At 68.4% G+C, this 26,905-nt stretch carries 25 protein-coding genes; 11 read left to right on the top strand and 14 right to left on the bottom strand.

The features are described 5' to 3' along the window. Position 1: 1 nt before the first annotated feature. The 4 genes from DFS13_RS25995 to DFS13_RS25980 all read right to left on the bottom strand — a co-directional run bounded on the left by DFS13_RS25995 (position 2) and on the right by DFS13_RS25980 (position 5,282). Complete coding sequence (locus tag DFS13_RS25995; protein WP_111442270.1) at positions 2-1,888, bottom strand: sigma-70 family RNA polymerase sigma factor; 1,887 nt, start codon at positions 1,886-1,888, stop codon at positions 2-4. Then, positions 1,872-2,186, bottom strand: a complete 315-nt coding sequence (locus DFS13_RS25990; protein ID WP_006486122.1) for a high-potential iron-sulfur protein — start codon at positions 2,184-2,186, stop codon at positions 1,872-1,874. Before DFS13_RS25990 ends, DFS13_RS25995 begins: the two co-directional genes overlap by 17 nt. Positions 2,187-2,283: 97 nt before the next feature. Then, positions 2,284-3,480, bottom strand: coding sequence for a c-type cytochrome (locus tag DFS13_RS25985; protein ID WP_077021309.1), 1,197 nt, complete (start codon positions 3,478-3,480; stop codon positions 2,284-2,286). An 80-nt stretch (positions 3,481-3,560) separates the two neighbouring features. Further along, the gene (locus DFS13_RS25980) at positions 3,561-5,282 is read right to left on the bottom strand and encodes a methanol/ethanol family PQQ-dependent dehydrogenase (protein WP_111442269.1); all 1,722 of its coding nucleotides are present in this window, start codon (positions 5,280-5,282) and stop codon (positions 3,561-3,563) included. 430 nt (positions 5,283-5,712) lie between these two features. Between DFS13_RS25980 and DFS13_RS25975 the strand changes: the two genes are divergently transcribed. After that, on the top strand, positions 5,713-8,046 hold the full coding sequence (locus DFS13_RS25975) for a TonB-dependent receptor (RefSeq protein ID WP_111442268.1): 2,334 nt from the start codon (positions 5,713-5,715) through the stop codon (positions 8,044-8,046). 69 nt (positions 8,047-8,115) lie between these two features. Here the strand turns inward: DFS13_RS25975 and DFS13_RS25970 are convergent, their stop codons facing one another. Beyond that, entirely contained in the window at positions 8,116-9,114 is a 999-nt protein-coding gene (locus DFS13_RS25970; protein ID WP_111442267.1) for an alpha/beta fold hydrolase, read from the bottom strand. A gap of 304 nt (positions 9,115-9,418) precedes the next feature. On the opposite strand from DFS13_RS25970, the gene DFS13_RS25965 reads away from it, so the two are divergent. The 6 genes from DFS13_RS25965 (at position 9,419) to pqqE (ending at position 14,965) form a co-directional block, all read left to right on the top strand. Next, positions 9,419-11,449 carry a sigma-54-dependent Fis family transcriptional regulator gene (locus tag DFS13_RS25965; RefSeq protein ID WP_111442266.1) on the top strand — a complete coding sequence of 677 codons (2,031 nt, stop codon included), beginning with the start codon at positions 9,419-9,421 and terminating at the stop codon, positions 11,447-11,449. A 315-nt stretch (positions 11,450-11,764) separates the two neighbouring features. Continuing rightward, positions 11,765-11,839 carry a pyrroloquinoline quinone precursor peptide PqqA gene (pqqA, locus tag DFS13_RS25955; protein WP_006485436.1) on the top strand — a complete coding sequence of 25 codons (75 nt, stop codon included), beginning with the start codon at positions 11,765-11,767 and terminating at the stop codon, positions 11,837-11,839. Between the two features lie 61 nt (positions 11,840-11,900). Next, on the top strand, positions 11,901-12,824 hold the full coding sequence (gene pqqB, locus DFS13_RS25950) for a pyrroloquinoline quinone biosynthesis protein PqqB (protein ID WP_006498717.1): 924 nt from the start codon (positions 11,901-11,903) through the stop codon (positions 12,822-12,824). Between the two features lie 2 nt (positions 12,825-12,826). Next, the gene (gene pqqC, locus DFS13_RS25945; protein WP_043206078.1) at positions 12,827-13,543 is read left to right on the top strand and encodes a pyrroloquinoline-quinone synthase PqqC; all 717 of its coding nucleotides are present in this window, start codon (positions 12,827-12,829) and stop codon (positions 13,541-13,543) included. After that, positions 13,543-13,824 carry a pyrroloquinoline quinone biosynthesis peptide chaperone PqqD gene (pqqD, locus tag DFS13_RS25940; protein WP_006480620.1) on the top strand — a complete coding sequence of 94 codons (282 nt, stop codon included), beginning with the start codon at positions 13,543-13,545 and terminating at the stop codon, positions 13,822-13,824. Before pqqC ends, pqqD begins: the two co-directional genes overlap by 1 nt. Before the next feature lies 1 nt (position 13,825). Beyond that, the gene (pqqE, locus tag DFS13_RS25935) at positions 13,826-14,965 is read left to right on the top strand and encodes a pyrroloquinoline quinone biosynthesis protein PqqE (protein ID WP_111442265.1); all 1,140 of its coding nucleotides are present in this window, start codon (positions 13,826-13,828) and stop codon (positions 14,963-14,965) included. Between the two features lie 210 nt (positions 14,966-15,175). Here pqqE and DFS13_RS25930 read toward each other — a convergent pair whose 3' ends face one another. Further along, positions 15,176-15,514 (bottom strand): helix-turn-helix transcriptional regulator, encoded by a 339-nt coding sequence (locus tag DFS13_RS25930; RefSeq protein ID WP_006493567.1) that lies wholly within the window; start codon positions 15,512-15,514, stop codon positions 15,176-15,178. A gap of 78 nt (positions 15,515-15,592) precedes the next feature. On the opposite strand from DFS13_RS25930, the gene DFS13_RS25925 reads away from it, so the two are divergent. Beyond that, entirely contained in the window at positions 15,593-16,492 is a 900-nt protein-coding gene (locus DFS13_RS25925) for a hypothetical protein (RefSeq protein ID WP_048985141.1), read from the top strand. 207 nt (positions 16,493-16,699) lie between these two features. Continuing rightward, complete coding sequence (locus DFS13_RS25920) at positions 16,700-16,930, top strand: hypothetical protein (protein WP_006498720.1); 231 nt, start codon at positions 16,700-16,702, stop codon at positions 16,928-16,930. A gap of 155 nt (positions 16,931-17,085) precedes the next feature. Here DFS13_RS25920 and DFS13_RS25915 read toward each other — a convergent pair whose 3' ends face one another. From DFS13_RS25915 to DFS13_RS25895, 5 genes are all read right to left on the bottom strand, one after another. Then, a complete protein-coding gene (locus DFS13_RS25915; protein WP_006498721.1) occupies positions 17,086-17,946 on the bottom strand; it encodes an alpha/beta hydrolase family protein in 861 nt (286 codons plus the stop codon). A 108-nt stretch (positions 17,947-18,054) separates the two neighbouring features. After that, on the bottom strand, positions 18,055-18,795 hold the full coding sequence (locus DFS13_RS25910) for an alpha/beta fold hydrolase (RefSeq protein WP_058903474.1): 741 nt from the start codon (positions 18,793-18,795) through the stop codon (positions 18,055-18,057). Beyond that, complete coding sequence (locus DFS13_RS25905) at positions 18,792-19,598, bottom strand: DinB family protein (protein WP_058903473.1); 807 nt, start codon at positions 19,596-19,598, stop codon at positions 18,792-18,794. Before DFS13_RS25905 ends, DFS13_RS25910 begins: the two co-directional genes overlap by 4 nt. Before the next feature lie 109 nt (positions 19,599-19,707). Further along, entirely contained in the window at positions 19,708-20,139 is a 432-nt protein-coding gene (locus DFS13_RS25900) for a YciI family protein (RefSeq protein ID WP_111442264.1), read from the bottom strand. Positions 20,140-20,299: 160 nt separating this feature from the next. Then, positions 20,300-22,066 (bottom strand): ATP-binding protein, encoded by a 1,767-nt coding sequence (locus DFS13_RS25895; protein WP_006481958.1) that lies wholly within the window; start codon positions 22,064-22,066, stop codon positions 20,300-20,302. A 155-nt stretch (positions 22,067-22,221) separates the two neighbouring features. On the opposite strand from DFS13_RS25895, the gene DFS13_RS25890 reads away from it, so the two are divergent. Continuing rightward, a complete protein-coding gene (locus DFS13_RS25890) occupies positions 22,222-22,452 on the top strand; it encodes a hypothetical protein (protein WP_006481962.1) in 231 nt (76 codons plus the stop codon). 315 nt (positions 22,453-22,767) lie between these two features. On the opposite strand, the gene DFS13_RS25880 is transcribed toward DFS13_RS25890, so the two are convergent. The 3 genes from DFS13_RS25880 to DFS13_RS25870 all read right to left on the bottom strand — a co-directional run bounded on the left by DFS13_RS25880 (position 22,768) and on the right by DFS13_RS25870 (position 26,061). Next, on the bottom strand, positions 22,768-24,192 hold the full coding sequence (locus tag DFS13_RS25880; protein ID WP_111442263.1) for an MFS transporter: 1,425 nt from the start codon (positions 24,190-24,192) through the stop codon (positions 22,768-22,770). A gap of 159 nt (positions 24,193-24,351) precedes the next feature. Continuing rightward, a complete protein-coding gene (locus DFS13_RS25875; protein ID WP_006481964.1) occupies positions 24,352-25,113 on the bottom strand; it encodes an ABC transporter permease in 762 nt (253 codons plus the stop codon). Between the two features lie 3 nt (positions 25,114-25,116). After that, on the bottom strand, positions 25,117-26,061 hold the full coding sequence (locus DFS13_RS25870) for an ABC transporter ATP-binding protein (protein WP_006481959.1): 945 nt from the start codon (positions 26,059-26,061) through the stop codon (positions 25,117-25,119). Positions 26,062-26,485: 424 nt separating this feature from the next. Between DFS13_RS25870 and DFS13_RS25860 the strand changes: the two genes are divergently transcribed. After that, positions 26,486-26,782, top strand: a complete 297-nt coding sequence (locus DFS13_RS25860) for a cupin domain-containing protein (RefSeq protein ID WP_048985133.1) — start codon at positions 26,486-26,488, stop codon at positions 26,780-26,782. Positions 26,783-26,905: the final 123 nt, after the last annotated feature.

Here is a 26,905-nt window from a genome sequence, read left to right as displayed (position 1 = left end):
GTCAGGCGAGCAACGAGCGAAGTGCCGGTGCGTGCCTGAATTGCCGGATACGTTCGAGCGCCGATACCTCGAGCTGACGAACGCGTTCGGCCGACAGGTTCAGTTGCCGGCCGATCTCGCGCAGCGAATACTCGTTGTCGACGTCGATGCCGTACCGCAGGCGCAGAATCCACGCTTCGCGTACCGGCAGGCTGTCGATCAGCTCGGCAACCGCCGCGCGCAACTGACCGGCGCTCGCGGCTTCTTCCGGCGTCGGCGCGTCGGCGTCGATCGTGACGTCGCACAACGTGAGGTCGTGATCGGGCGAAACCGGCAGGTCGGCGGAGATCGGCTCGCGCACGATGCTCATCAGCTCGCGCACCTTGTCGACCGGCAGCCGCATCTGCGTGGAGAGCGCTCGTGCGTCGGCGACGTCGCCGGTCCGTTGCCGATGGATGCGCGCGAGCCGTGACAGCTTGTTGAGCGAATCGACCGTATGTGCGGGCACGCGGATCGTGCGCCCCAGATCGGCGAGCGCATGCGTGATCGCCTGCCGGATCCACCACGTCGCATACGTCGAGAATTTGAAGCCGCGCCGGTGATCGTAGCGATCGACGGCCTTCATCAGGCCGATATTGCCTTCCTGGATCAGATCGGCGAACGGCAGGCCGCGGTCGGCATAGCGTTTGGCGACCGACACGACGAGCCGCAGATTGCTCTGGAACAGCTTCGTTCTCGCGGGCTGCATCGCGCGCTCGATCCGCGAGAGCCGCGCGTCGAGCGCTATCGCGATGTCGAGCGGCAACGGAGACTGCGCCGCGAGGCGAGCGAGCGCGCCGCGCGCGTCGATCAGCGCCGGTGCGTGGCGGGCTAGGGTGGCGGCGCAGTCGGGATGCGCGGCGCTGCATGTGTGCAGCCATGCGCGTACGTCGTCGCACGGCGCGAAGAGTTCGTGGCGCGCGGCATCGAGCGGGATGCCCGTGGCGACCAGCGTGTCGACGAGCCGTTTTTCGAGCGTGCGCGCCTGAGTCGCGCGCTCGCCGTTCGCTTGCCTGATACGCTCGATCGCGCGCGAGGTGAAGCGGATGCGGCCGGTCGACGCGGCCGCCTCGCGCAGCAGCGCCCGGTAAGCGGTGGACGCGAAGCCGTCCGCGTGCAATGCGTGCTGCATCGCCGATGCCGGTGCACCGGCGCGTTCGAGTGCTTCGACGACCGTATCGCGCCATGCGGGGCTGTCGAGGGCAAGGCCTGCGTCGTCGTCGGGCGCGGGTGAGGCCATGCGTGGATCGTCGGGTAACGTCGTCGGCGCACTTGCGGCCGATTCGGCATCGCCGGCAAACCCCGTCACGTAAACCGACGCCGCCACCTTGCCGGCGCGGATGTCGTTCGCGATCGCCGCGACGGCGGCGAGTGCCGCCGGATCGCGGCTCAACGCGTCGATGCATGCCGCGCGGCCGCTTTCCAGACGAACCGCGAGCGCGATCTCTTCGTCGCGTTCGAGCAGCGGCGTCGCGCTCATTTCCCGCAGATAGAGCCGGATCGGGTCGTTGGTCCGGCCGGCGAGCAGATCGTCGGCCGCGAGCGGCGTCGATGCGTCGGCGAGCGGCGACGCGACTTCCGTCACTTGCGCGAAATGACGGTCGAGCGTCCATGCGGTGTGCGCGCCGGCATGCTCGCGTACGTCGATGCCGAGCTCACGCAGCATCGACGCGGCGGCGTCCACATCTGCGCCGTCGGCCGCGTCGTCGGGCAACGCATCGGCGATTTCGCCGTGCGTCACGTAGCCGCGATCGATGCCCAGCGCGATCAGCGCATGCAGATGCGCGGCGCGGTCGGCGTGGGCGCCGCGACACGGCGACGGCGCGCCGTCGCGTTCGCGAGCGGGCCCGGCGTCAAGCGAGCTTGGCATAGACGTTGCACCAGCCTTCCGCGGCAACCGTCTTGCCCGCGAACATCGGGCACGTCCCCGAGGATTCGCCCGCGGCGGCCTTGTAGAAGCGGCAGTTCGCACACGTCTGGCCGGCCTGGTACTTCGGGAACTTGCCGGCGTCGACGGTCGTCGCCTTGGCGCGGTAGCCGAGCGTCTTCGCCGTCGCGTCGTTTTCGTCGACGGGCGGAGCGGCGGCGAATGCGCGCGTGCCGGCCGCGAGCGCGGCGCACAGGCCGGCGGCCTGCACAAAGAAGGTTCTGCGATGACGGGAGATCATGATGCGGTCCTGAATGAAATGAACGAAAAAGCCCGGCCCGCGCGCCGGGCATGTTGCCCGGCGCGGCGGTCGATCGAAACGAAAGCGGGTGGAGCGGTTACTTGCGCGGCCCGGCGATCAGCGGCGCCTTCGACGCGTTGGCGATCTCGGCGGTCAGCTTGCTCTTCGACGCGTCGTAGCCGTTCGAATAAAGCAGGAACGCCATCAGATCCTCGTATTCCTGTGCGGTCATCTTGCCGGGGCGATCGGCCGGCATGTTGCTCGACATGTACAGGAAGATGCCGCCGACCGTGATGTGCGACTTGCCTTCGGGCGCGAACGATTCCCCGCTCAGCGCGGGTGCGGTATTGCCCTCGAGCTGGTCGCCGTGGCATTTCGCGCACGCATCGCCGTAGAGCTTCTTGCCGTGCTGCACCTGAGCCTGGTCGAACGACGGGACGCCGCTGCCTTCGCTCGTCGACACCTTGATGAAGCCGGGCCGCTGCGCGGACGCGATCGCGCCGTCGAGAAACCGGCCGGGCACGCGCGAGGCGGCGGCTTGCGCGATGCCGTCGGGCAGCGTCCAGCCGCGCGTGAGCGACGCGAGGCGGCCGTTGCCGCTCAGTTGCGACAGCGTGGTGTCGATGCGCTTTTGCAGCGCGTCCTTGCCCGGCCCGAACGCGAACGACAGTTGCCAGTCGGAGTACGGCGACGACGTCGCCGCCACCTGGAACCGTTGTTTCGGATGCGCACGCTCGTACGCGACGACGCTCGGATACCAGACGATCGCGCGTTGCGCGCGGCCCGCGGCGAGCGCGCCGATCGTTTTCTCGCTCGTGTTCTCGAGATCGAAGCGGGCATTCGTCTGCTGCGCGGCGATCAGCTGCGACGGGCTGCCGTAGGTGGCCGCGATCGTTTCCTTCGCGCCGGACGGCGCGGGCGCATCGCGCAGCGACACGCTGACGTAGCCGGAGCGCAGATAGCCCTGCGAGAACGTCATCTTCGATCCCGACGCATCGGCGATGGCCGAACGCGGGAAGCCGGCGATCACGTCGCAGTCGCGTTCGAGCGATTTCGTCAGTTCGCTGGCGGAGATGCCGTCGTCGTCGCCGTTGTCGTCGACGCCACGTGTGTTGAAGGTCGCGGCGATGCCCGCGGTGCGGAACACTTCGCGCGCGACGGCGCGATCGAGCGTGGTGGTCGGGCTGCCAGGCAGCGTGCAGATGCGCACGCCGGCCGATGCGGTTGCCGGTGTCAGCGCCACGCCCACGGCGAGCAGACTGGCGACGGCAACGGAAGTGAGACGAGTATTCATGGTCGTGTTTCCGGTTGAAGCGGGTGGGGCGTCGCGCCCGCATCGGGCGCATGCGGGCGCGACTCGGGCGTGGCGCCGGGTCAGTTCAGCGCGAACACGTAGAGCGTGCCGCCGCGCGGAACGTCCTTCGCGATGTCGGCCATCGGGCCGCCCCAGATCGGGTTCGCGCCGCCGTAGCCGGCGAGCACCGCGACATACTCCTTGCCGTCGACCTCGTACACCGACGGCTGCGAAATGATGCCGCTCGCCAGTTGCGGGCTTTCCCACAGCACCTTGCCGGTCGCCGTGTCGAACGCGTACAGGTGGCCGTCGAGCGAGCCGCTGAACGCGAGACCGCTCGCGGTGGTCGCGACGCCGCCGTTCCACGGTTTCTTCGACCAGTGGCTCCACAGCTTCTTGCCGGTGTTCACGTCGATGGCCGTCAGCTCGCCGTAGCCTTCGCTGCCCGGTTCGGGCTTGATCTCGAAGCCTTCGCCGAGGTACGGCAGGCCTTCCATGTAGCTGACCGACTTGCCGGTCAGGCTCATGCACGCATGCAGCGCCGGCACGACCGCGATGTTGCGTTCCTGGTCGTACGAGATCGACCACCAGTTCTTGCCGCCGAGGAAGCTCGGGCACGTCTCGATCGTCGTGCCGGCCTTCGGGAACTTCGACGCGTCCTGGATCGGCTTGCCGTCTTCCGTGTAGCCGGTGACCGACAATGCCTTCACGAACGGCGTCGCGTAGATCAGCTTGCCGGTCGTGCGGTCGATCGCGTGGAAGAAGCCGTTGCGGTCGGCGTGGATGATCGCGTCGTAGTCCTTGCCCTTGTACTTGATGTCCGCGAGGACGGCCGCGTTCACGCCGTCGTAGTCCCACGTGTCGTTGTTCGTGTACTGGTAGTGCCACTTCAGGTTGCCGCTCTTCGCATCGAGCGCGAGCAGCGAGTCGGAATACAGGTTGTCGCCCGGGCGCAGCGCCGCGAGCCACGGGCCGGGGTTGCCGACCCCCCAGTACAGCGTGCGCGACGCGGCGTCGTACGTGCCGGTGAGCCATGCGGCGCCGCCGCCATGGCTCTGCATGCCGTCGGGCCAGGTTTCCGCGCCCTTTTCGCCGGCGGCGGGGATCGTGTAGCGTTTCCAGACCTGCGAGCCGTCCTCCGGATTCAGCGCGGCGATGTAGCCGCGAATCCCGTATTCGCCGCCGGACGTGCCGACGACGATCGCGCCGTCGATCGCGAGCGGCGCGAGGGAGAACGCGTAGCCGAGGCCCGGCTCGAACATCTGCTTCTTCCACACGAGATTGCCGGTCTGCGCGTCGAGCGCCGCGACTTCGCCGTTCAGCATCGCGATGTAGACGTTCTTGCCGTACAGCGCGACGCCGCGGTTGACGACGTCGCAGCACGCGGTCTTGAACGAGGCCGCGCCGAGCTTCGGCTCGTATTTCCACAACTGCTTGCCGGTCTTCGCATCGAATGCGTAGACGTTGTCCTTCGGCGTCGTCACGAACAGATAGTTGCCGTTGACGATCGGCGTGGCCTCGAAGCCCTGCTTCAGGTCGGCCGGGAACTTGTACGCCCACACCTGCTTGAGATTCTTCGCGTTCGACGCGTCGATCTGCTTGAGCGGAGAATGCGAGCGGCCGTCGTAGGTGCGGTAGTAGGTCAGCCAGCCCGGGTCGTCGTGTGCATCGGTCAGGCGCTGGTAGGTCACGGCCGGGTAGTCCGCGGCCGCTTCGACGAGGCCGGGGTTCAGCGCGACGGCGGCCGCCACCGCGATTCCGATCGTCGCCAGCCGGCTCGCTGAAGCCGAGAGTTTCTTCATGGTTGTCTCCTGGGTCATTGTGGTCGCACCGCCGCGAACGTTGCGTCGCGCCGGCACGGTTGGGGTTTCGGGCCGAGTGCCCTGCCCGTTACGCAAGTCGCATGCCATCGCGGCCGGAAGCCGGTACGGTGCGGCACACCGGCGCATCGCAGGCGATGCGTCGAGCGACGGCGTGCGCGGCGACGTCGACGCAGGTGTTGCATTCAGGTACACCGTCGCGCGTGAAGTGTTGCCAAACATGACAGGTGGCGCAGTCGGCCGGACAGCGGCGCGCCGGTCGCGCGCATCGCGTACCCGAGTGATGCGCGGCGCGGCGTGCACCGTTCGTGCTCGCGGTGCTGGCACGGTTCTCGCACGCCGGCTTCGCGACAACCCGTCGCCGTGCGGTGCATCGCACGCGCCGGCGGAATAAAAGTGTGGAGACAACGGAATGATCAGGAGACCAAAGGCCGCCGGGTGGTACGGCGCGATGCGGCATGGCCGGCGTGCGCGATGCGTTGGCGTGACCGTTGGCACGTTGGCGCTGTTCGGTTTGCCGCCCGGCAGCGTGCGCGCGCAGCAGCCGGCGGACGGCGGCACGATCGCGCCGGCCGAGCCGCCGGCCGTCGTGCTGCCCGCGGTGGTCGTCGTCGGCACGACGCCGCTGCCCGGGATCGGCACGCCGCTGTCGAAGGTGCCGGCGAACGTGCAGACGGTGCGCGCGGCGGAACTCGACGCGCAGCACCGCGCGACGCTCGCCGATTTCTTCGCCGCGAACCTGCCGAGCGTGACGATCTCGGACGCACAGGGCAACCCGTATCAGGCGGACGTCAACTATCGCGGCTTCACCGCGTCGCCGCTGCTCGGCACGCCGCAGGGGGTGTCGGTGTTCGTCGACGGCGTGCGCGTGAACGAGCCGTTCGGCGACGTCGTGAACTGGGACATCCTGCCCATGCAGGCGATCGACCGCGTGCAGCTGATTCCGGGCTCGAACCCGGTGTACGGGCTCAACACGCTCGGCGGTGCGCTCGCGATCACGACGAAGAACGGCAGGTCGAACCCGGGCGGCGAAGCGGAGGTGTCGGGCGGCTCATGGGGCCGCAAGACCGCCAGCGTCGAGCAGGGCGGCACGATCGGCTCGAACCTCGACTACTACGCGACCGCGAACGTCGCGAACGACGGCGGCTGGGCCGACCACAACGCGAGCCGTGTGCGGCAGGCGTTCGGCAAGCTGCGCTACACCGATGCGGACACGACGCTGTCGATTGCCGCGGGCGGCGCGGACAACACGCTGTCCGGCACCCAGACGATCCCGCGCTCGTTCCTCGACAACCGGAAGCAGGCGTATACGTATCCGGACCGTAACCGCAACAGCGCCGGCTACCTGACACTGTCGGGCGAGCGATTTTTCGGCGAGCACGTCGAGCTGAGCGGCAACGCGTACTACCGGCACCTGCGCAACACCAACACGAGCAGCAACAACAATACGGACTACGGATCGGTGGACGAGGACGGCGCGATCGACACGGTGCAGGGCAGCAATGCGCAATCGACGATCGTCACCGACAGCTACGGCGGCAGCGTGCAACTCACGCTGCTCGGCAAGCTCGGCGGGATGGCGAACCGGCTGGTCGCGGGCGTCTCGGCCGATGTCGCGAATTCGAGCTACGTCGCGTCGTCGCAGGACGCATCGTTTACCGATGCGCGCGCGGCGATCGGCATCGGCGATTTCGTTCCGCAGACCAGCGCGAAGACGCGCAATGCGAACGTCGGTGTGTACCTGAGCGATGCGCTGTCGCTGACGCCGCACTGGACGCTGACGCTGTCGGGCCGCTACGACTGGTCGAAAGCGCGGATCGGCGACGAGAGCGGCGTGCAGCCGCTGCTCGACGGCAGCCATGTGTTCTCGCGCTTCAACCCGGCCGTCGGACTCAACTGGAACCCGGTGCCGGGCTTGACCGCCTATGCGACGTACAACGAAGGCATGCGTTCGCCGACCGCGATCGAGCTCGCGTGCGCGGACCCGGCCGCGCCGTGTTCGCTGCCGAACGACTTCATCGCCGACCCGCCGCTCGAGCCGGTAATCTCGAAGACGTTCGAGGCCGGCATGCGCGGCCGCATCGGCGCGGCGACGACCTGGAGCGCCGCGGCCTACCGCACGACGCTGACCGACGATATCCAGTTCATCAGCAGCCCGGCCAGCGCGCAGGGCTACTTCCGCAACGTCGGCGATACGCGGCGGCAGGGTATCGAGCTCGCCGGCCGCACGCGGGTCGGCCCGCTCGGTGTCGGGCTGTCGTACAGCTATGTCGACGCAACCTACCGATCGTCGTGGACCGAACACAGCCCGGCGAATTCGACGGCCGACGCGAACGGCAACGTGATGGTCAAGCCGGGCGACCGCATCCCCGGCATTCCCGCGCATACGGTGAAACTGCGGCTCGACTACGCGGCGACGCCCGCGTGGGACATCGGCGCGAACGTGACCTGGCGCGGCGGCGTGTATGCACGCGGCGACGAGAACAACGGGGACGTGAACGGCCGGCTTGCCGGCTACGTGCTGGTCGATCTCGACATGCGTTACCGGATCACGAAGCGGTTCGAGGTGTTCGCGAGCGTGACGAACCTGCTCGACAAGCGCTACGCGAGCTTCGGCGCACTCGGCCAGAATTTCTTCAACGGGCCGAACCATACATTCGACGGCGCCCGTCCGGTGAACGAACAGTTCGTCGGGCCGGGCGCGCCGCGCGGTGCGTGGGTCGGCGTGCGCTATGCGTGGGATTGAGCGGCGCGCGATCGCGTGTGGCGCGCTTGCGTGTGTCGTCGCGTCATGACAGGAACGAGCGCGGGGCCGTCACGTGAGCGGCACCGTCGCGAACATCGCATTGACGGCGCGTGCGACGCTGCGCGCCAATGCCGGGTCGCTTGCCAGATGCCCGGCCTGCACGCGTTCGATTTCCGCTTCGGGTGTGGCCCGCGCGAGACGTTCGACGTTGCCGACCGGGCACACGGGATCGTGCCTCCCGTGCGCGGCGAACAGCGGCACGCCGGCTTGCGCGGCGCGTCGCGCGAGCGCGAGCACGCGGCGCTCGCCGAGCCAGCAGTCATGTCGCAGGTAGTGCGCCTGAACCCGGTATTTGTCGATCAGACGGCCAACGGTCTGGTTTGAACGGATCGTGCGGGCGGGCGAGCGGCGCGTTCGCACTGATGCGAGGATCGCGCTTTCGTATGCGTGCCACGCAAGCGCCACCGCGCGCTGCCGGGCCGCGCTCGCGCCGTGACGCAACCGCTGCGCGCAGCGCGACAGCAGGCGATCTGGCCGGCCGCCGCCGGCCGCTGCATGCAGGCGCCGCCACTCGCGCGGCGCACGTGTGCGGGACGTCATGAAGAGTTCGCGGACTTCGCGTCGCGACGTCAGGAACAGGCCGCGCAGCACGACGCCCGAGACCCGCGCCGGATGCGTGCCCGCATATGCGAGCGCGAGCGCCGCGCCCCACGAGCCGCCGACGACTCCCCAGCGTGCAATGCCGAGCTGCTCGCGCACCGCCTCCAGATCCGCGATCAGCCGGGCGGTGGTGTTGTGGCGCGTGCCGCCGCGCGGCCCCGACGCACCCGCGCCGCGCTGGTCGACGAGCACGACGCGCAAGCGGCTGAGGTCGAACAGCCGCAGGATGCCGGCCTGGCTACCGCTGCCGGGGCCGCCGTGCAGCACGACGACCGGGTGGCCTTGTTCAGTGCCGGCGACGGCGAATGCGATCGATTGCGCGTCGCGGTGCAGGTGCCGGCGCGCGGGCGTGTCGGGCAAGACCCGCATGGCGGGCGACGATGTGGATCGAGTCGGGCGACGCGTCATGTCGATAGGGTACGAGAGGGGGAATCATCGGCGGCGTGGCGGTGGCCGGGCTTGCCCTGCGACAAAGCGAGAAGCGCGCCAGAAACGCGTCAGCCGCGAAGATCCGGATTCGCACGGGTAGTCACGCGTCGGGAAATCACGGTATCACGAAGGCCTGGCCGTCGCGCGACGCGACACGCTCCGCCCGGACAATTCATTACATCGAGCTTTCAATGTATGCCACGGCGCCGGTGTGGCCCGATGCTTGCTTGCAACGACGGCAAAGAGTCCGGCAGTTGACCGGAAGGATCCCCCGGAGGAGACAATGCGCGATGACGTAGAGCAGGCGGCCGGATCACGGGCCGCGCATCCCGCTGGCTGGCCCGCGCCGTCGATCCAGAAGGCCCACGAGCGCTCGGAGACGTTCGGCCTGCAGGTATCGGCACGGCCCGACTACGACGTGCTGTCGAACGCGGCACTGGTGCTCAAGCGCGAGCAGAGCCGGGTGCTGTGCGTGCACGCGATGCCGGTGATGGAGACGCTGCACGAGCAGATCGTCAACACGCAGAGCATGATCGTGCTGACCGATGCGGAAGGGCTGATCCTGCATTCGATCGGCGACGACGATTTCCTGCGCCGCGCGGAGAAGGTCGCGCTGCGTCCCGGCGCGAACTGGGCGGAGAGTCGCCAGGGCACCAACGCGATCGGCACGGCGCTGGCCGAGCTGTGTCCGATGGTCGTCCACGGCGACCAGCACTTCCTGGCCGCGAACCGCTTCCTGACCTGTTCGAGCGTGCCGATCCTCGATCCGTACGGCGACGCGATCGGCGTGCTCGACGTGACGGGCGACCACCGCAGCTATCACCAGCACACGATGGCGCTCGCGAAGATGTCGGTGCAGATGATCGAGAATCATCTGTTTACGACGACCTTTCAGGAAACGCTGCAGGTGTCGTTCCATGGCCGCCCGGAGTTCCTTGGCACGCTGATGGAGGGGATCGTCGCGTTCACGGCCGACGGCCGCTTCCTGTCGGCCAATCGCAGCGCGCAGTTCCAGCTCGGCATGCCGCTCGCCGCGCTGCGCGCGCATACGCTGTCGTCGCTGTTCGACGTCACCAGCGCGCAGCTGATCGACCGCATGCGCGCGAGCACCGACCGGCACCTGATGCTGAATCTCGGCAACGGCGCGGTGGTCTGCGCGCGCGTGCACTTTCGCCGCGCGACGCTCGCCGAAGGCAGCCGGCCGACCGACGTGCACGACGCGGCGGCGCCGGCCGCGCGCGCGAACGCGGTGCCCGCGCCGGCGGCGGGCACGTCGGCCGGCCTGTCGCGGCTCAACTATCTCGACACCGGCGATGCGCAGGTCGCGTGCGTGATCGCGAAGGTGCGCAAGGTGATCGGCAAGGACATCCCGATCCTGATCACCGGCGAGACCGGCACCGGCAAGGAGCTGCTCGCGCAGGCGATCCACAACGACTCGCCGCGGCGCGACGCGCCGTTCGTCGCGGTCAACTGCGCATCGATTCCGGAGACGCTGATCGAGTCCGAGCTGTTCGGTTACGAGGAAGGCGCGTTCACCGGCGCGCGCCGCAAGGGCGCGATCGGCAAGCTGCTGCAGGCGAACGGCGGCACGCTGTTCCTCGACGAGATCGGCGACATGCCGTATCCGCTGCAGGTGCGGCTGCTGCGCGTGCTGCAGGAGCGCCTCGTCAACCCGCTCGGGTCGACGAAGACGATCGCCGTGGACATCGCGATCATCTGCGCGACGCACCGCGATTTGCGCGACATGATCGCGCAGAACCGTTTTCGCGAGGATCTCTACTACCGGCTGAACGGCCTCGTGGTGCGCCTGCCGCCGTTGCGCGACCGCACCGATCTCGCGGTCGTCGTGCAGAAGATGCTGCAGCGGGAAGCGTTCGCGGGCCCGGGCCGGCCGCCGCTGTCGGTCGCGCCGGACGTGATGGAGTTGTTCGTGCGCTGCACGTGGCCGGGCAACTTCCGCCAGCTCGGCAACCTGCTGCGCACGGCGGCCGCGATGGTCGACGACGACGGCGAAATCCGCCGCGAGCACCTGCCGGACGACTTCTTCGACGACCTGCGGCGCGGCGATGCGCAGCCCGTGCAGGCGGCGCCCGATTCGCTTGCCGCGGCGAGCGCCGGGCTTGGCGTCGCGGACGCGTTGCCGCTCGCCGACGCGCGCCTGCAGGACGTCGCCGCGTCCGCGATCGCCGCCGCGCTCGCGCGTCATGGCGGCAACGTGTCCGCCGCGGCGCGCGCGCTCGGCGTGTCGCGCAACACGATCTACCGGAAGATGCCGGCCGCCGACGCGGGACGCCATCCGTCGGAAGAGAGCTGACGCGCGGCCGTCGCGCCGTGCGCGACCTGTCACAGCCGGTGTGTCAAGTTGCAACACCGGTGTTCAACGATTCAACACCTGTCACCACTCGCGGACATCGCGTCGCCGGGGTGGCGGACCGCATTCGCGCGAATCGTGTCGGCGATTCGTAAGGTTTCCGCGCCGATGCCCGGACGACGGCCGTCTACCGCCGCGGCGCCGCCGAAATACCGCTTCGGCACGCTCCTTGCTGAAGAGGAACCGACCGCTCGATTGCCGCGGTCGTTCGATTCATCCGGCAACACATCAACTCATCAACTCAACAGGAGACACACCATGCAGTGGACGACACCGTCTTACACCGACCTGCGCTTCGGCTTCGAAATCACGATGTACATCGCCAACCGCTGATCGCCGTGCGTGCCGCCCGTTTCGCCGTGGTCGGCGCGGGCGGCCTCGGGAGCTGACGCCCATGAAGATCAAGATACTCGGCTCGGGAGCCGGCGGCGGGCTGCCGCAATGGAACTGCAATTGCGCGAACTGCCGCCGTGCACGCAGCGGAAGCGGCCACGTGCTGCCGCGCACGCAGTCGTCGATCGCGGTCAGCGACGACGGCATCGACTGGGTCCTCGTCAATGCGTCGCCCGACATTCTTTCCCAGTTGCGCGCGGATCCGGACCTGCAACCGGCACGCGCGATCCGCGACAGCGGCATCGCCGCCGTCGTGCTGTGCGACGCGCAGATCGATCACGTGACGGGCCTGCTGATGCTGCGCGAGCGCTCGACGCCGCTGCCGCTCTACGCGAGCGCGCCGGTGCTCGACGACCTGTCGACCGGCTTGCCGCTCGTGCCGCTGCTCGGCCATTACTGCGGCGTCGCCGCGCATACGATCGCGCCCGGCGAGCCGTTCGCGGTGCCGGCGGCGAGCGGGATCCGGTTCACCGCGATCGCGGTCGACAGCAAGCCGCCGCCTTATTCGCCGCGGCGTGCGTCGGCCGCACCCGGCGACAACATCGCGCTGTCGATCGAGGACGTCGCGAGCGGGCGGCGCGCGTTCTATGCGCCGGGGCTCGCGTCGGTCACCGACGAGGTACGCGCGGCCATGGACGGCGCCGATCTCGTGCTGGTGGACGGCACGTTCTGGACCGGGACCGAGATGATCGATCTCGGCCTGTCGCACAAGCATGCGGCCGACATGGGGCATCTCGCGCAGTGCGCGGAACACGGGCAGCCCGGCATGATCGACTGGCTCGACACGCTGCCTGCGCGAACGCGCAAGGTGCTCACGCATATCAACAACACGAACCCGATTCTCGATCCGCATTCCGTCGAGCACGCGCACCTGCGCGCGCACGGCATCGACGTCGCGCACGACGGCATGCAATTCCAGGTCTGACGATGAACGCACCGATCCCCGCTACGGCGTTGCACGCGACGCCCTGGACCGCGACCGAATTCGAGGCGCGCTTGCGTGCGCTCGAATCGCGCTATCACATCCATCATCCGTTCAACCGGCGGCTCAACAGCGGCGCCTGTTCGCCCGCGCAGATCCGCGGCTGGGTCGCGAACCGCTTCTACTACCAGATCTGCATTCCGCTCAAGGATGCGGCGATTCTGTCGAACTGTCCCGATCGCGACACGCGGCGCCGCTGGATCCAGCGGCTGATCGACCACGACGGGCAGGGCGACAACGCAGGCGGCATCGAGGCGTGGGTGCGGCTCGGCGAAGCGTGCGGCCTGACGCGCGACGAACTGTGGTCGCTCGAACACGTGCTGCCCGGCGTGCGTTTCGCGGTGGACGCGTACGTGAACTTCGCGCGGCGCGCGCCGTGGCAGGAAGCCGTGTGCTCGTCGCTGACCGAGATGTTCGCGCCGCAGATCCATCTCGACCGGCTCGCCGGCTGGCCGTCGCATTACCCGTGGATCGAGCCGGCCGGGTTGCACTACTTCCGCAGCCGCGTGCCGCTCGCGCAGCGCGACGTCGAGCATGGGCTCGCGGTCACGCTCGCGCATTTCACGACACCGGACGCGCAGCAGCGCGCGCTCGGCATTCTGCAATTCAAGCTCGACATCCTGTGGTCGATGCTCGACGCCGTCGAAAAGGCCTACCCGTGATGAACGCGATCGAAGCCGCCAGCGGCGTGCCGCTGCGCCCCTGCCTCAGGGGCATGTACCGCCTGCAATGGGAGGCGGCCCAGGATGCGTACGTGCTGCTCTATCCGGAGGGCATGGTCAAGCTCAACCCGAGCGCGGGCGAGATTCTCGCGCGCTGCGACGGCACGCGCGAACTGGACGACATCATCGGCGAGCTCGAGCGCCTGTTCATGCAGTCGGATCTCGCGACCGACGTCTACCGTTTTCTCGATCATGCGCGACTGCGCGGCTGGCTGGACTGACATGACGCCCGACACCCCCCGTCCGTCCGCGCCGCTGTGGCTGCTCGCGGAACTCACGTACCGCTGCCCGCTGCATTGCGCGTTCTGCTACAACCCGGTCGACTTCGCGACGCACGGCGCGGAACTCGACACCGACGCGTGGCGCACGGTCATCAGCGACGCGCGCGCGCTCGGCGCCGCGCAAATCGGCTTCTCGGGCGGCGAGCCGCTGCAGCGCGGCGACCTCGAGACGCTCGTCGCGCATGCGCGCGGGCTCGGCTTCTATACGAACCTGATCACGTCGGGCATCGGGCTGAACGTCGCGCGCATCGAGCGGCTCAAGGCCGCCGGGCTCGACCACATCCAGTTGTCGCTGCAGGATTCGACGCGCGAGCTGAACGATTTCCTGACCAGCACGCGCACGTTCGAACTGAAGCGCGACGTGGCGCGGCTGATCAAGGCGCACGGCTATCCGATGGTGCTCAACTGCGTGCTGCATCGCTACAACCTGCCGCACGTGGGGCAGATCATCGAGATGGCGCTCGATCTCGGCGCCGATTACCTGGAACTCGCGAACACGCAGTACTACGGCTGGGCGATGCTCAATCGCGACCAGTTGATGCCGACCGTCGAGCAGGTGCGCGAGGCCGAGGATACGGTCAACCGCTATCGCAAGCTGATCGGCGAGCGCTGCAAGATCCTGTTCGTCGTGCCCGACTATTTCGAGCGCCGCCCGAAGGCCTGCATGAACGGCTGGGGCTCGGTGTTCCTCGGCGTCGCGCCGGACGGCACCGCGCTGCCGTGCCATGCCGCGCGGTCGCTGCCGGGGCTCGCGTTGCCGAACGTGCGCGACCGCTCGCTGCGGGACATCTGGTACGACAGCGACGCGTTCAACGCGTTTCGCGGCGACGACTGGATGCGCGAGCCGTGTCGCACGTGCGACGAGCGGCATGCGGATCACGGCGGTTGCCGCTGCCAGGCGTACCTGCTGGCCGGCGATCCGAACGAAGCCGATCCGGTGTGCGCGAAATCCGCCCATCACGGCCAGGTCGAACAGGCCGTGCAGTTCGCGCGCCGGCGCGCGGCGCCCGACGAACGGCCGCTGGTTTTTCGCAGCAGGGAGAATTCGCTCGCGCAATGCGGCGTGACGTGCGACGGTTGACGGGGCACGGCCGGGACGACGGCAGGCCGCGTCGTCGCCGCGCGTGTCGCTGCCGCCGGCAGCGGCTATCCGCGCTTCGATGCGGTGCTGCGCGATGCGTGGCTCACGAGCCGCTGCGCCACGCATGTAGAAAACGGCGCGCCGTCGCCGATCCGGGCGCGCGTGCCGATCACGTTCAATCTCGATGAATGACGGGGCCCGTCGCCGCCATTACCCGTCATCCGCCTTCGCCTGCAAATCCTTCAGCCCCTGAATCACGACCAGCAGCGCGCGCCCGTGCTCGTCCGAGCCGTCCCACGCGTCGACGATCGCGTCGCGCAGCAGGTCGTTGTACCGGCGGCGCGACGGCTCCGTGTCGACACCGTAGAAACTGCATAGCTTGTTGAATGGCGCGCTGCGGCGCAGCCGGCGCCCGTTCGACAGCCGAAGGCGCGACACGGTGGGCTGGCTGACCCCGGAAAGTCGCGCGATTTCGCTGGACGAGCGTGTATCTGCCAGCAGGCGGCGCAACAGGTCTTGAACGGGAAAATCTTGGTCCGGGGCTTCCATGCGATGCATTATACCTATACAGTTACGGCTGTTGAATGGGCTTGCTGTCACCAGCGAGGCTGTATCCCGAGAAAGTTGATGACACTGAAACACCTCCCTCCCACGTTCTGCTGGACCAAGATCGGTACCGAGTCCGGCGAGGAACTGCCGACCGTCGTGCTCCGCAAGGAATGGGAGCGCCGGCTCGGGGGCGGGCGTTTTCTGTGGGGCATCAACCAGCCGCTCGGCAGCAGCGCGCAAGTCGCCGCGCATCGCACGGGTTCGCTGCTCGCGCTGTTTTCGCCGGTCGCGTCGCGTCCGCGCGCGGGCGAGCGCAAGGACGCGCTGCTGTGGAATGCTTGGGTCGACGCAAGCGGCCAGGTGCGGCCGTTGCCGCCGCATACGTTCATCGCCAGCCGCTCGACGTTGCCGTCGGGCCGGCGTCGCGAGCAGCACTACGCACTCGTGTGCGCGTCGTCCACCGCGCTGACGGTCGGCACGCAGTTGCGCGTGTTTCCCGACCACCTGCGCAGCGTGAGCACCGGCAAGCCGCTGGGCGCCGCGCAAGGGGCGGCCGTGGTCGACTGCATCGGGCGGGCGAAGGAGCAGACGGGCAAGAGCTATCCGCTCGCGCTGTCGGTCGAGCTCGAAGCACCGTATTTCGTGCGGCTCGCGCAGCCGTGCGTGCTGAAGGCGCGCGATCTCGCGGAAGTGAACAAGGCCACGCGCGCGGGCGATTTCGATCGCTTCGTCGAGCTGGTCGCGCGCTTGCGCGGCCGTTCGCCGACGGAAGCCGTGCGCGGCGTCACGCGCGATCTGTTCGACGTGCCGCCGCTCGAAACGGCGGCCGCGTATGTGCCGCCCACCCACGTCGCGCGCCTGCGCAACCGGCCGGCGGCCGAGCATCCGCGCGATCTCACCGGCGATCTGTTCGACCTGTCGCCGGGCGAGGCGGCCGCGTTCGCGGGGCTGGCGCATCCGCGCGTCGGGCGCGCGTGACGCCACGCGCGTAGCCGTTCGCGCAAGAATTTGTTGCAATCTCGCCGTAGCGGATCGGCGAGCGCGGAGGGACAATCGGCACGAAGCGCGCGGCGCGGCGGCCGATGCGTCGACACGCGACGGGTCGTGGTTCACGCCGCCGACATGCGTACCACGCACACTGAGCGTCGGCGTGCTTCACACTGCAATCCTGAGGGAGGAGTGTCGATGTCGACCCACATCTGTTCGCCGGAAGCACGGGCCGCACAACGCTTCGTCGAAGCGACGCGCAACGTCGATCAGGCGTTTCGCGCGGTGCGCGGCGAAAGCGACGACGACGGCTCGTCGGCCGAATACGCACGCGCGATGTCGCGTCTCGATCGCGCGCTCGACGAGCTGGCGCGTGCACAGGAATTCTTCGATCGCGTCGTCGGCGCGGACACCGCGCACGACAACTGACCGGCTCGCCGCTTTCGTTTGCCGCGCGCGTCGGGCGACGCGCGTTCATCTTCTTGCCGGGCGCGCTGCGCGGCATGCCGGTTCGTCATCCCGTTTCGACTTTCGACGTCAGGCTTTGCCGTCTCGGGCGATAGCCGCGCCTCGGCCCGCGCGCGTCATGCCCGGCGCGGCGGGCGTGGCACGAACGCGTAGCCGCGATGCTGGAACGACGTCGCGAAGAACCGCATCTGATAGCGGATCGCATTCGCCCAGTAATCCCACGTATGGCCGCCTGGCCGCTCCGCATAGTCGTGCGGCACGCCGAGCGCGACGAGCCGTTCGTGCAGCGTGCGGTTCGAGCCGACGAAGGCATCGTCGCGGCCGCAATCGATCGTCAGGTCGAGATGCGCGCGCACGAATGACCGCGCGCTTTCGACGATCACGTTGCGGTTCCAGAACGACGGATGGCGGTCGGGATCGCCGAACACGTGGGCGATCCCCGGCTCCTCCGTGCAGCAGCGCGGATCGACCGCGCCGCTGATGCTGCCGACCGCGCCGAAGGTGTCGGGCCGGTCGAGCGCGATGCGCAGCGCGCCGAAGCCGCCCATGCTGAGCCCGGTGATCGCGCGCGCGTGCTGGGTCGCGATCGTGCGGAAATGCAGGTCGACGTAGGACACGACTTCGTCGCCGATGAAGGTCTCGTAGCGGCTGCCCGAATCGAACGGGCTGTCGATGTACCAGCTTTCATGTCCGCCGTCGGGCATCACGAGGATCACGCGGTAGCGGTCGGCCAGCGCGGCGATGTGCGTGTTCGACGTCCAGTCGGTATGGTCGCCGCCCGAGCCGTGCAGCAGATACACGACGGGGTAGCGTTCGCCGTGGTTGTCGCGCGCGTAATCGTCGGGCAGCACGATGGTGGCCTTGAGCGTCTCGCTCATCGCGGCGCTCGGGATCGCGACGACCCGCGCATGGAATGCGAACGCAGGGGGCGTGACGGCGAGCAGCAGAAGCAGCCAGAAGGTACGTGCCAGGCGCATCGATCCTTGCATGTGTCGACCCAGTCCGGCCGGATGCCGGGAAAACCCTGTTGCGACGACTCTAGCAACCGCGCCTTTCAACCATATTTCGGTGAATCCTACGGGTTGTCAGGCGGCCGGCTTGCATACGATGCGCGCGAGGGCGGCGCGCAACGCATCGGGCCGCTCGGCCGCGATCAGGTGGCCGCAGCCGGCGATCGTGTCGAAGCCGGCGCAGCGGGCGAGCGCGTATTCGGGCACGTGCCAGCCCGCGCGCGAGCGTTCGCCGGCGATCAGCCAGACCGGATGACGCTCGAACACTTGCGCGAGCGCCGGCAGGTAACCCGCGTCGCCGGTCGTCTCGACCACCGAGCGGCCCATCGCGCGCAGCGTCGATGCCGGCTGATGCGCGAGCCAGCGGCGTGCGTCGTCGAGCTGACTCGGCGACGGTGCGTTGATCGCGCCGCGCAGCCAGTCGAGCGGCGCCGCGCGCAGGCCGTCGAGCATCGCGTCGGCTTCGTCGGGCGTCATGCGCCCGACCGATGCGGACCAGAACGCATCGTCGAGCGTGAAATTGCCTTCGACGTTGACGATGCGCCGCACGCGTTCGGGGTGCGCATGCGCGAACAGCATCCCGATCGCGCCGCCGACCGAATGGCCGACGACATCGACCGGCTGCATGCCGACGTGCATCTCGACGGTTTGCCGCACGTGCTCGACCTGTGCGGCAAGCGAGATCGCGTCGGGCGGCGTGGCGCGATGCGCGCCGTAGCCGAGCAGGTCGGGGCACAGATGCGGGCCGTGCCATCCGCGCACGTCGAACGTGCCGATGAAGCCGTGAATGAAGACGACGGGCGTGGGCTGGATCATGCGGCGTGTGCGGAAGGAAGCGGCGGCAATTCGAGTTCGGCGAGCAGTTCGTCGAGCTCGAGCAGGTGCGTGCGGTCGTGGTCGAGCAACTCGCGCACGAGTTCGTCGAGCGACATCCGGCGAATGCCGTCGCGCAGCCCGCAGCGTGCGAGTTGCGATGGGTCCAGCGCGGCCGCGGTGGCGCACAGCGCGGCGCGGCCGCTGCGGAACGCCACGACGGCGAGATCGAGCGGCTGCGCGAGATAGTCGCGTTGCGCGGCGAGCGCGGTGCCGTCGACGGATTCGATCACGGGCAGCTCGGCCGTGCGCACGGCGTCGATGCGTGCGGCGAACACCGCATCGAGATCGCGCAGGTGGCACGCATGTTCGACGAGCGAGAAGCCGGTGCCGGCCGGGCGGCGCGTGGCCAGCGCCGCCGGTACATGCGCGGCACGGGCGGCGAGCCGGGCGGGCATGCGGGCCAGCGCGGCGACGACGTCGGCGAACGGCAGCCGCTGCGGGTGCGCGGCGAACACCGCGCCGTAGCTGAACAGCGCGCCGCCGAGCCGCCCGCGCGCCTGCACGACCTCATGGCCGTGGCGACGCATCACGTCGGCGACCATTGCGCCGCAGAACTGGCGGGCCGTCGTGTCGGCTTCGACTTCGGGGAATTTGCGTGCGATCTCGTCCTGGATCGCGCCGATCGCGGCGACGCCGACGCGCGACAGCGCCGCGAACTCGAGATAGCGCTCGGGCTGCTCGATCAGCGCTTCGAGCTGGGCGCCGAGCGCGGTCGAGCGGAAACGGTCGAAACGGGAATGCATGACGAAGCCCTGCCGAGTAACGTGACAAAACGATACGTTATTCGGCAGGGCTTCGTCAACGGGCTCGTCCGGGCGCGTGCGAGATTCGCGTGCGCCGCGCGCTTGCGGTTCAGGACTTCTGCCGGGCGTCGACCTTCGCACGCATCCGCGCCTCCTGCTCCTGCAACTCCGGCGTGAATGCGTCGCCGAAATCTTCCGCCTCGAACAGCGGGCGGATCTCGATGTCGGAGTCGCCGGGCATCGGGTTCGGGCAGCGCTTCACCCATTCGACCGCTTCTTCCATCGATTTCACTTGCCACAGCCAGTAGCCGGCGACGAGTTCCTTCGTTTCGGCGAACGGGCCGTCGATGACGGCGCGGCTCTTGCCGGAAAAGTGCACGCGTTTGCCGTGGCTGCTCGGGCGCAATCCGTCGGCGGCAAGCAGGATGCCGGCTTTCACGAGTTCTTCATTGAAGCGGCCCATTTCGGCCATGATTTCGGTGTCGGGCATTTGGCCGGATTCCGAATCGGCGGTGGCTTTGACGATGACCATGACGCGCATTGTCGTATCTCCTTGAACGTGAATAGGACGTTTGCCGGCGGTGCGACGGCAAAACGGTCGGTTACGACAACACGACGCGCGACGGCGACGCGAATCGACATCGCGGGTAAAAAAATTCAGCGGCGATCGGAATGGCGAGGGGCGCCGTGTCGGCAATGCGTCAGGCCGCGTCGGCCTGCGCATCGAGCACGCTGCGGATCCGCGCGGCGAGTTCGTCGCGCCGGTAAGGTTTGCCAAGCAGCATCACGCCGGGGTCGAGCCGCCCCGCATGGAAGATCTCGTCGCGTGTGTAGCCCGAGGTGAACAGCACCGGCAACGGCGGCTTGCGCAGCGCGGCGCGGCGTCCGAGTTCGCCGCCCTTCACGCGGCCCGGCATGATCACGTCGGTAAACAGCAGATCGATCGGCGTCTCGCTGTCGAGCACGCGCAGCGCGGCTTCGCCGTCGGACGCCGTGATGACCTTGTAGCCGAGCTGCGCGAGCATGTCGACCACCGTCAGCCGGACATCCGCATCGTCCTCGACGACGAGGATCGTTTCGCGGCCGCGCATCGCGTCGTGCTGCGGCGTGCGGGCAGGCTCGTCGGCCGCCTCGTGGCAGCGCGGAAACGTGAGGCGCACGGTGGTGCCCTGGCCGGGCGTGCTGTCGATCGACACGTGGCCGCCGCTCTGCTTGACGAAGCCGAACACCATGCTGAGCCCGAGCCCGGTGCCTTCGCCGTCCGGCTTGGTCGTGAAGAAGGGTTCGAAGACGCGTTCGAGCACGTCGGCCGTCATGCCGACACCCGTGTCGGCGATCTCGAACGTCACGTATTCGCCGGGCGGCATCGGCGCGCGGCGCGTGCCGGCCGCGGGGCCGGGCTGCGTGCTGTTGTATGCGGCGATCGTCAGCGTGCCGCCGCCGCGCATCGCATCGCGCGCGTTGATCGCGAGGTTCAGCAGTGCGTTTTCGAGCTGGTGCCGGTCGGCGAGTACGTTGCCCACGTCGGGCGACAGCGCGGGGACGATTCGCACCGCTTCGCCGAGCGCGTGGTGCAGCATCTCGTGCATGCCGTCGATCAGCCGGCACGGGTTCAGCGTGGTCGGCGCAAGCGGCTGGCGTCGCGCGAACGCGAGCAGGTGCGACGCCAGTTGCGCGCCGCGCCGCACGGCGTTGTTCGCGTTCTCGATCCGTGGCTGCGCGCTCGCATGCGCGCCGAGTTCGACGGAGAGGATCTGCAGGTTGCCGCTGATCACCTGCAGCACGTTGTTGAAGTCGTGCGCGATGCCGCCGGTCAGGCTGCCGATCGCTTCCATCTTCTGCGCGTGACGCAACTGTTCCTCGATCGCCGCGCGCTCGGCGATCGCGTCGGTCACGCGCTGTTCGAGCGTTTCGGTCAGGTTGCGCAGCTCGGCATTGGATGCCTGCAGCGCCGCTTCCGCGCGATCGCGATGGCGCGTGGCGAGCACGCGCTCGGTGGTCTCGACGACGACGGCGAGCACGCCGCCCGGCGCGCCGTCGTCGTCGGGCAGCGGGCTGTAGTGCAGATCCATCCACACGTCTTCGGGGCGGCCGCTGCGCAGCAGCACGAGCGCCTTGTCGCGATAGGACAGCGTGCCGCCGGCGAGACAGGTGTTCATCACGTTGCGGTTGAAATCGGCGACTTCGGGCCAGCCGAGTTCGACCGGCTGGCCGAGCAGATACGGATGGCGGCCGCCGGCGAACCCGGCATACGCGTCGTTGTAGATCATGTAGCCGGGGCGGCCCCACAGCATCACCAGCGGCAGCGGCGAGGCAAGCACGGCGCGGACTGCCGCGACGAGGCTGGCGGACCAGCCGTCGATCGGGCCCAGCCCGGTGGCCGACCAGTCGAATGCGGTAATGCGTCGGGCCATGTCGCCCTGCCAGCCGGGGCAAGCGTGATGCTGCGCGAACAACTCGACATGCATGGAAGCGCTCCGATGAGGACATGCGGCCGCGGGCGGTGCGGCAGGTCGCGTAAGCGTGGTCCATTTTAGAGCAGATCGATCCGCGCGGCCGCTGTCACGGAGCGCCTCGGCAAAACTGGTATGCTGGTCCACACCACGTTTACGCGGAGGGCGCCATGGCTGCTAAGGAAGTCTCGAAGAAGAAGTACCTGAAGATCCTGAACAAACGCCTGCGTGCGGAGCCGGCGGCCCCGGCCGGCGCGTCGTTCGTCTTTTTCCCGCTGGGTGCGAAGGCCAAGCACGCGACGGGCGTCGTGTCCGGCGACGCGCGCAGCAAGCGCGAACTGGCGGTGATGGCCGCAGTTCAGCGCAAGGCGGCCGAAGAGTTCATCGTCGCCGGCGCCTGACCGGCCCCGGCCCCGGCCGTCGCGCCGCCGGAAGACCGCCGCCGCGGCTTACGCGGCGCGGCTTCGCGATGAGCGAGCGCGCCGGCGAGCACGCGCGGGATGTCGTGCGCGATCACCGGGCCGTGCATCGGCAGGGCGATGTCGAGATCGAGCGCGTGGATCCAGCGCGCTCGCCAGGTGCGTGAGCGACGGCAGGTAGGCCGAGCGTGCGATCGAATCGACGATCGCCGGCAGCGGGTCGTCCGTTTCCTCGTCGCCGAAACGCATCAGGATGTCCGACGACAGCAGCAGCGTGTACGCGGGCCAGGCCGGTGATCAGGACGCCTTGTCCGCCGCCGTCGCCGGATACCGGCCGTTGCCGCCCGCGTCGTCGCCTGCCGCCAGTTGCTCCAGCGCGAGGCCCTTCGTCTCGATTCCCAGTGTCCACACGGCGATGGCCGCCGCGACGAACGACAGCGCGCCGAGCGTGAACACGCCGCCCTGGCCGAACACCGGCAACACGACGCCGACCACGTAAGGCCCGATCAGCGAACCGACGCGACCGATCGCCGACGCGAAGCCCGAACCGGTCGCGCGTGCGCCGGTGCCGTACAGCTCGGGCGTGTACGTGTACAGCGCCGCCCACATCCCGAACAGGAAGAACTGCATCGCGAGGCCCGTGACGATCAGCAGCGTCGTGCTGCCGCCGTACAGCGCGCTCTGGCCGTATGCGTACGCCATCGCACCGCCGCCGATCAGCGATGCGATGCAGGTCGGCTTGCGGCCCCAGCGTTCGACGAGCCACGCGGCGCACAGGAAGCCCGGCACGCCGCCGAGCGAGATCAGCACCGTGTAGAACACCGATTTCGTGACTTCGAAGCCGGCCTGCTGCAGCAGCGCGCCGAGCCACGACGTGAGGCCGTAGAAGCCGAGCAGCGCGAAGAACCACAGCAGCCACACCATCACCGTGCGGCGACGGTACACGCCGCTCCAGATCTCGCGCAGCGCGCCGCGACCGCGTGCGGCGGCCGGCTCGGCGAGCCGCGACGGCGGCGGCAGCGTCGTGACGCCGGCCGAGCGCATCACCTTCGCCTCGATCGAGTGCATCACCGTGTCGGCTTCCGCGTGCCGGCCCGCATGTTCGAGCCAGCGCGGCGATTCCGGCACGATGCGGCGTACGACGAGCACGAACGCGGCCGGAATCGCGAGCAGCGCGAACACGGTGCGCCAGCCGAACTGCGGCAGCACGAAATACGCGACGATGCCGGCCGTGATGAAGCCGAGCGGCCAGAAGCCGTCCATCAGCGCGATCAGGCGGCCGCGTTTCTCGGTCGGCACGAATTCGGACAGCAGCGTCTGCGCGACCGGAAACTCCATCCCCATCCCGATGCCGAGCAACACGCGATAGACGATCAACGCGTCGACGCTCTGCGCGGTCGAGCACAGGTACGACGCGGCGCCCCACAGCACCATGCTCCACTGGAACACCGGCCGACGGCCGAAACGGTCGGCGAGCAGGCCGGCGACGGCCGCGCCGAGCACCATCCCGAAGAAGCTCGCGCTCGCGACGAGGCCGGCGGCCGCGGTCGACAACCCGAACTCCTTGCGAATCGAGCCGAGCACGAACGTCATCGTGCCGAGGTCGACCGAATCGAAGAAGAACGCGATCGCGATGATGAAGAAGATGCGCTTGTGATAGCCGGAGAACGGCAGGCGTTCGAGCCGGGCGGCGGCGGAGGCGGGAGCGGTGGCGGCGGGCATGGCGTCCTCTGAAATGAAAAAGGGGCCGCGCAGCGCATGCTCCAGGGCCCCGATGCTTCGTATTCAGTAGACGCGACCACAAACTGCCGCATCGGAGGAAAAGCGCCGCCTGCTTGCCCAAATGCGTCATCGGCGGGCGGCGCGCGACGCCCGCTCGCGTCAATTCTTCAGCTTGTAGCCGGTGCGGAACATCCACGCGACGATCGCGAGCAGGATCACGAGGAACAGTGCGGTCGCGGCGAGGCTGATCCACACGTGCACGTCGGCGATCCCGTAGAACGACCAGCGAAAGCCGCTGATCAGGTAGACGATCGGGTTGAACAGCGTGACGACGCGCCACGCGGGCGGCAGCATGTCGACCGAGTAGAAGCTGCCGCCCAAGAAGGTGAGCGGCGTGATGATCAGCAGCGGCACGAGCTGCAGTTTCTCGAAGCTGTCGGCCCAGATGCCGATCACGAAGCCGAACAGGCTGAACGTGACGGCCGTCAGCACCAGGAACAGCACCATCCAGAACGGATGCAGGATGTGCAGCGGCACGAACAGGCCGGCCGTGGCGAGGATGATCACGCCGAGCAGGATCGACTTCGATGCGGCCGCGCCGACGTACGCGATCACGATCTCCCAGTACGACACGGGCGCGGACAGGATCTCGTAGATCGTGCCGGTGAAGCGCGGGAAGTAGATGCCGAACGACGCGTTCGAGATGCTCTGCGACAGCAGCGACAGCATCACGAGGCCCGGCACGATGAACGACCCGTAGCCGATGCCGTTCACGTCGCTGATGCGCGAGCCGATCGCGGAGCCGAACACGACGAAATACAGCGACGTCGAGATCACCGGCGCGATGATGCTCTGCATCAGCGTGCGGCGCGTGCGGGCCATTTCTGCGCGGTAGATCGCGCGGATTCCATGCCAGTTCATGGGTCAGGCTCCTTGCACGCCGTTGCGGCGGTTGTCGATCAGGCTGACGAAAATGTCCTCCAGCGAGCTCTGCGTCGTGTGCAGGTCGCGAAAGCCGATGCCGGCCGAGCCGAGCGCGTTGATCAGCTTCGCGATGCTCGCGTCGTCGCGCTGCGAGTCGTACGTATAGACGAGCGCGGCGCCGTCTTCCGCGCGTTCGAGACCGAACGGCGCGAGCGCGGGCGGCACCTCCGCGAGCGGCTGCTCGAGTTGCACGGTCAGCTGCTTCTTGCCGAGCTTGCGCATCAGTTCGCGCTTTTCCTCGACGAGCACGAGCTCGCCACCGAGGATGATGCCGATCCGGTCGGCCATCTCTTCGGCTTCCTCGATGTAGTGCGTGGTCAGCAGGATCGTCACGCCGCTTTCGCGCAGCGAATCGACGAGCTTCCACATGTCGCGGCGCAGTTCGACGTCGACGCCGGCCGTGGGTTCGTCGAGGAACAGGATGCGCGGCTCATGCGACAGCGCCTTCGCGATCATCACGCGGCGCTTCATGCCGCCCGACAGCGTCATCAGCTTGTTGTCGCGCTTGTCCCACAGCGACAGCGCCTTCAGCGTCTTCTCGATGTACGCGGGATCGGGCGCCTTGCCGAACAGGCCGCGGCTGAACGACACGGTGGCCCAGACGGTTTCGAACGCGTCGGTGGTCAGCTCCTGCGGCACGAGGCCGATCATTTCGCGGGCCGCGCGGTATTGATCGCGGATGTCGTGGCCGCCGACCGTCACGCGGCCTTCGGTCGGCGTGACGATGCCGCAGATCGAGCCGATCAGCGTCGTCTTGCCGGCGCCGTTCGGCCCGAGCAGCGCGAAGATCTCGCCGGGGCGGATGTCGAGGGTCACGTGCTTCAGCGCCTGGAAGCCGGACGCGTAAGTCTTGGAGAGGTCGGAGACGGAAAGGATCGGTTGCATGCTCACGGATGGCACGGCCGCCCGGCGCGACGGCGGGCGCCGCGCGTGCCCGGCGCCGCCGCCGCTGCGAAGCGGCCGGGACCGGGGACGGCATGGCGAACGGGCGTCATGTCGAACGGCAGGGTAGTGCGGGATCGCGGGACCGCCATATTAGCAATCGGCAGATCGAAATGCATTCTGATGGAAAGGCTGGGCTGGACTGGCGCCGGATTTGCGGGAATTGCGGTGATATCGCTCAACGATTTGGCGTTTTATTTGAATGATGCGAATAATCCGGATGGTTTTCCGCGAATCGGGCCGCGAGCGCGTTGCCGCTCGACGGGCGGGCCGACTGTGCTGCCTGCCGTCCCTCGCGCCGTACCGGGACGGCACGCGTGGCGCTCGCGATAATGCGTGCCTTTCACGGTGATACGGAGCGGGGCGCATGTCTTTGATCGATTTCAAGTCCGTGGCGGACGCGCAGGCCGCCGCATGGAAATCCACGATCGTCGGCGAAGTCGGGCCGGCCCGGATCAAGGTGCTGCGCATGGATGCGCAGCCTTACGAAGCGGAAGTGCACGACTACAACGAGGGGCTGCTGGTGCTCGACGGCACGCTGAGGCTCGAGGTCGACGCGGAAACGGTCGTGGTCGGCGCCGGGCAGATGTATCTCGCGCGCGCCGGCACGCGCCACGCGGTGCTGCCCGGCAGCCACGGCACGCTCGCGATCATCGACGTATGAGGTGCGCCGCAACATGCGTGCGGGCCGCCGAGGGCCGGCTGGCCTGGCTCGGCGCGGATTGTCGTCCGTCGTTCAAACGCGTGTTCCACGGTCCGTGTATTTGTCTGAGCAAATAAAATGAAG

Source organism: Burkholderia sp. 28_3 (genome assembly GCF_003253915.1).
GTDB lineage: Bacteria > Pseudomonadota > Gammaproteobacteria > Burkholderiales > Burkholderiaceae > Burkholderia > Burkholderia cenocepacia.
This window is presented reverse-complemented; position numbering and strand designations above follow the sequence as displayed.

Bases quoted from the DNA above. Each gene is read 5' to 3' on its own strand.
- DFS13_RS25995 (WP_111442270.1), bottom strand. From the start codon at position 1,888: ATGCCAAGCTCGCTTGACGCCGGGCCCGCTCGCGAACGCGACGGCGCG.
- DFS13_RS25990 (WP_006486122.1), bottom strand. From the start codon at position 2,186: ATGATCTCCCGTCATCGCAGAACCTTCTTTGTGCAGGCCGCCGGCCTG.
- DFS13_RS25985 (WP_077021309.1), bottom strand. From the start codon at position 3,480: ATGAATACTCGTCTCACTTCCGTTGCCGTCGCCAGTCTGCTCGCCGTG.
- DFS13_RS25980 (WP_111442269.1), bottom strand. From the start codon at position 5,282: ATGAAGAAACTCTCGGCTTCAGCGAGCCGGCTGGCGACGATCGGAATC.
- DFS13_RS25975 (WP_111442268.1), top strand. From the start codon at position 5,713: ATGATCAGGAGACCAAAGGCCGCCGGGTGGTACGGCGCGATGCGGCAT.
- DFS13_RS25970 (WP_111442267.1), bottom strand. From the start codon at position 9,114: ATGACGCGTCGCCCGACTCGATCCACATCGTCGCCCGCCATGCGGGTC.
- DFS13_RS25965 (WP_111442266.1), top strand. From the start codon at position 9,419: ATGCGCGATGACGTAGAGCAGGCGGCCGGATCACGGGCCGCGCATCCC.
- pqqB (WP_006498717.1), top strand. From the start codon at position 11,901: ATGAAGATCAAGATACTCGGCTCGGGAGCCGGCGGCGGGCTGCCGCAA.
- pqqC (WP_043206078.1), top strand. From the start codon at position 12,827: ATGAACGCACCGATCCCCGCTACGGCGTTGCACGCGACGCCCTGGACC.
- pqqD (WP_006480620.1), top strand. From the start codon at position 13,543: ATGAACGCGATCGAAGCCGCCAGCGGCGTGCCGCTGCGCCCCTGCCTC.
- pqqE (WP_111442265.1), top strand. From the start codon at position 13,826: ATGACGCCCGACACCCCCCGTCCGTCCGCGCCGCTGTGGCTGCTCGCG.
- DFS13_RS25930 (WP_006493567.1), bottom strand. From the start codon at position 15,514: ATGGAAGCCCCGGACCAAGATTTTCCCGTTCAAGACCTGTTGCGCCGC.
- DFS13_RS25925 (WP_048985141.1), top strand. From the start codon at position 15,593: ATGACACTGAAACACCTCCCTCCCACGTTCTGCTGGACCAAGATCGGT.
- DFS13_RS25920 (WP_006498720.1), top strand. From the start codon at position 16,700: ATGTCGACCCACATCTGTTCGCCGGAAGCACGGGCCGCACAACGCTTC.
- DFS13_RS25915 (WP_006498721.1), bottom strand. From the start codon at position 17,946: ATGCGCCTGGCACGTACCTTCTGGCTGCTTCTGCTGCTCGCCGTCACG.
- DFS13_RS25910 (WP_058903474.1), bottom strand. From the start codon at position 18,795: ATGATCCAGCCCACGCCCGTCGTCTTCATTCACGGCTTCATCGGCACG.
- DFS13_RS25905 (WP_058903473.1), bottom strand. From the start codon at position 19,598: ATGCATTCCCGTTTCGACCGTTTCCGCTCGACCGCGCTCGGCGCCCAG.
- DFS13_RS25900 (WP_111442264.1), bottom strand. From the start codon at position 20,139: ATGCGCGTCATGGTCATCGTCAAAGCCACCGCCGATTCGGAATCCGGC.
- DFS13_RS25895 (WP_006481958.1), bottom strand. From the start codon at position 22,066: ATGCATGTCGAGTTGTTCGCGCAGCATCACGCTTGCCCCGGCTGGCAG.
- DFS13_RS25890 (WP_006481962.1), top strand. From the start codon at position 22,222: ATGGCTGCTAAGGAAGTCTCGAAGAAGAAGTACCTGAAGATCCTGAAC.
- DFS13_RS25880 (WP_111442263.1), bottom strand. From the start codon at position 24,192: ATGCCCGCCGCCACCGCTCCCGCCTCCGCCGCCGCCCGGCTCGAACGC.
- DFS13_RS25875 (WP_006481964.1), bottom strand. From the start codon at position 25,113: ATGAACTGGCATGGAATCCGCGCGATCTACCGCGCAGAAATGGCCCGC.
- DFS13_RS25870 (WP_006481959.1), bottom strand. From the start codon at position 26,061: ATGCAACCGATCCTTTCCGTCTCCGACCTCTCCAAGACTTACGCGTCC.
- DFS13_RS25860 (WP_048985133.1), top strand. From the start codon at position 26,486: ATGTCTTTGATCGATTTCAAGTCCGTGGCGGACGCGCAGGCCGCCGCA.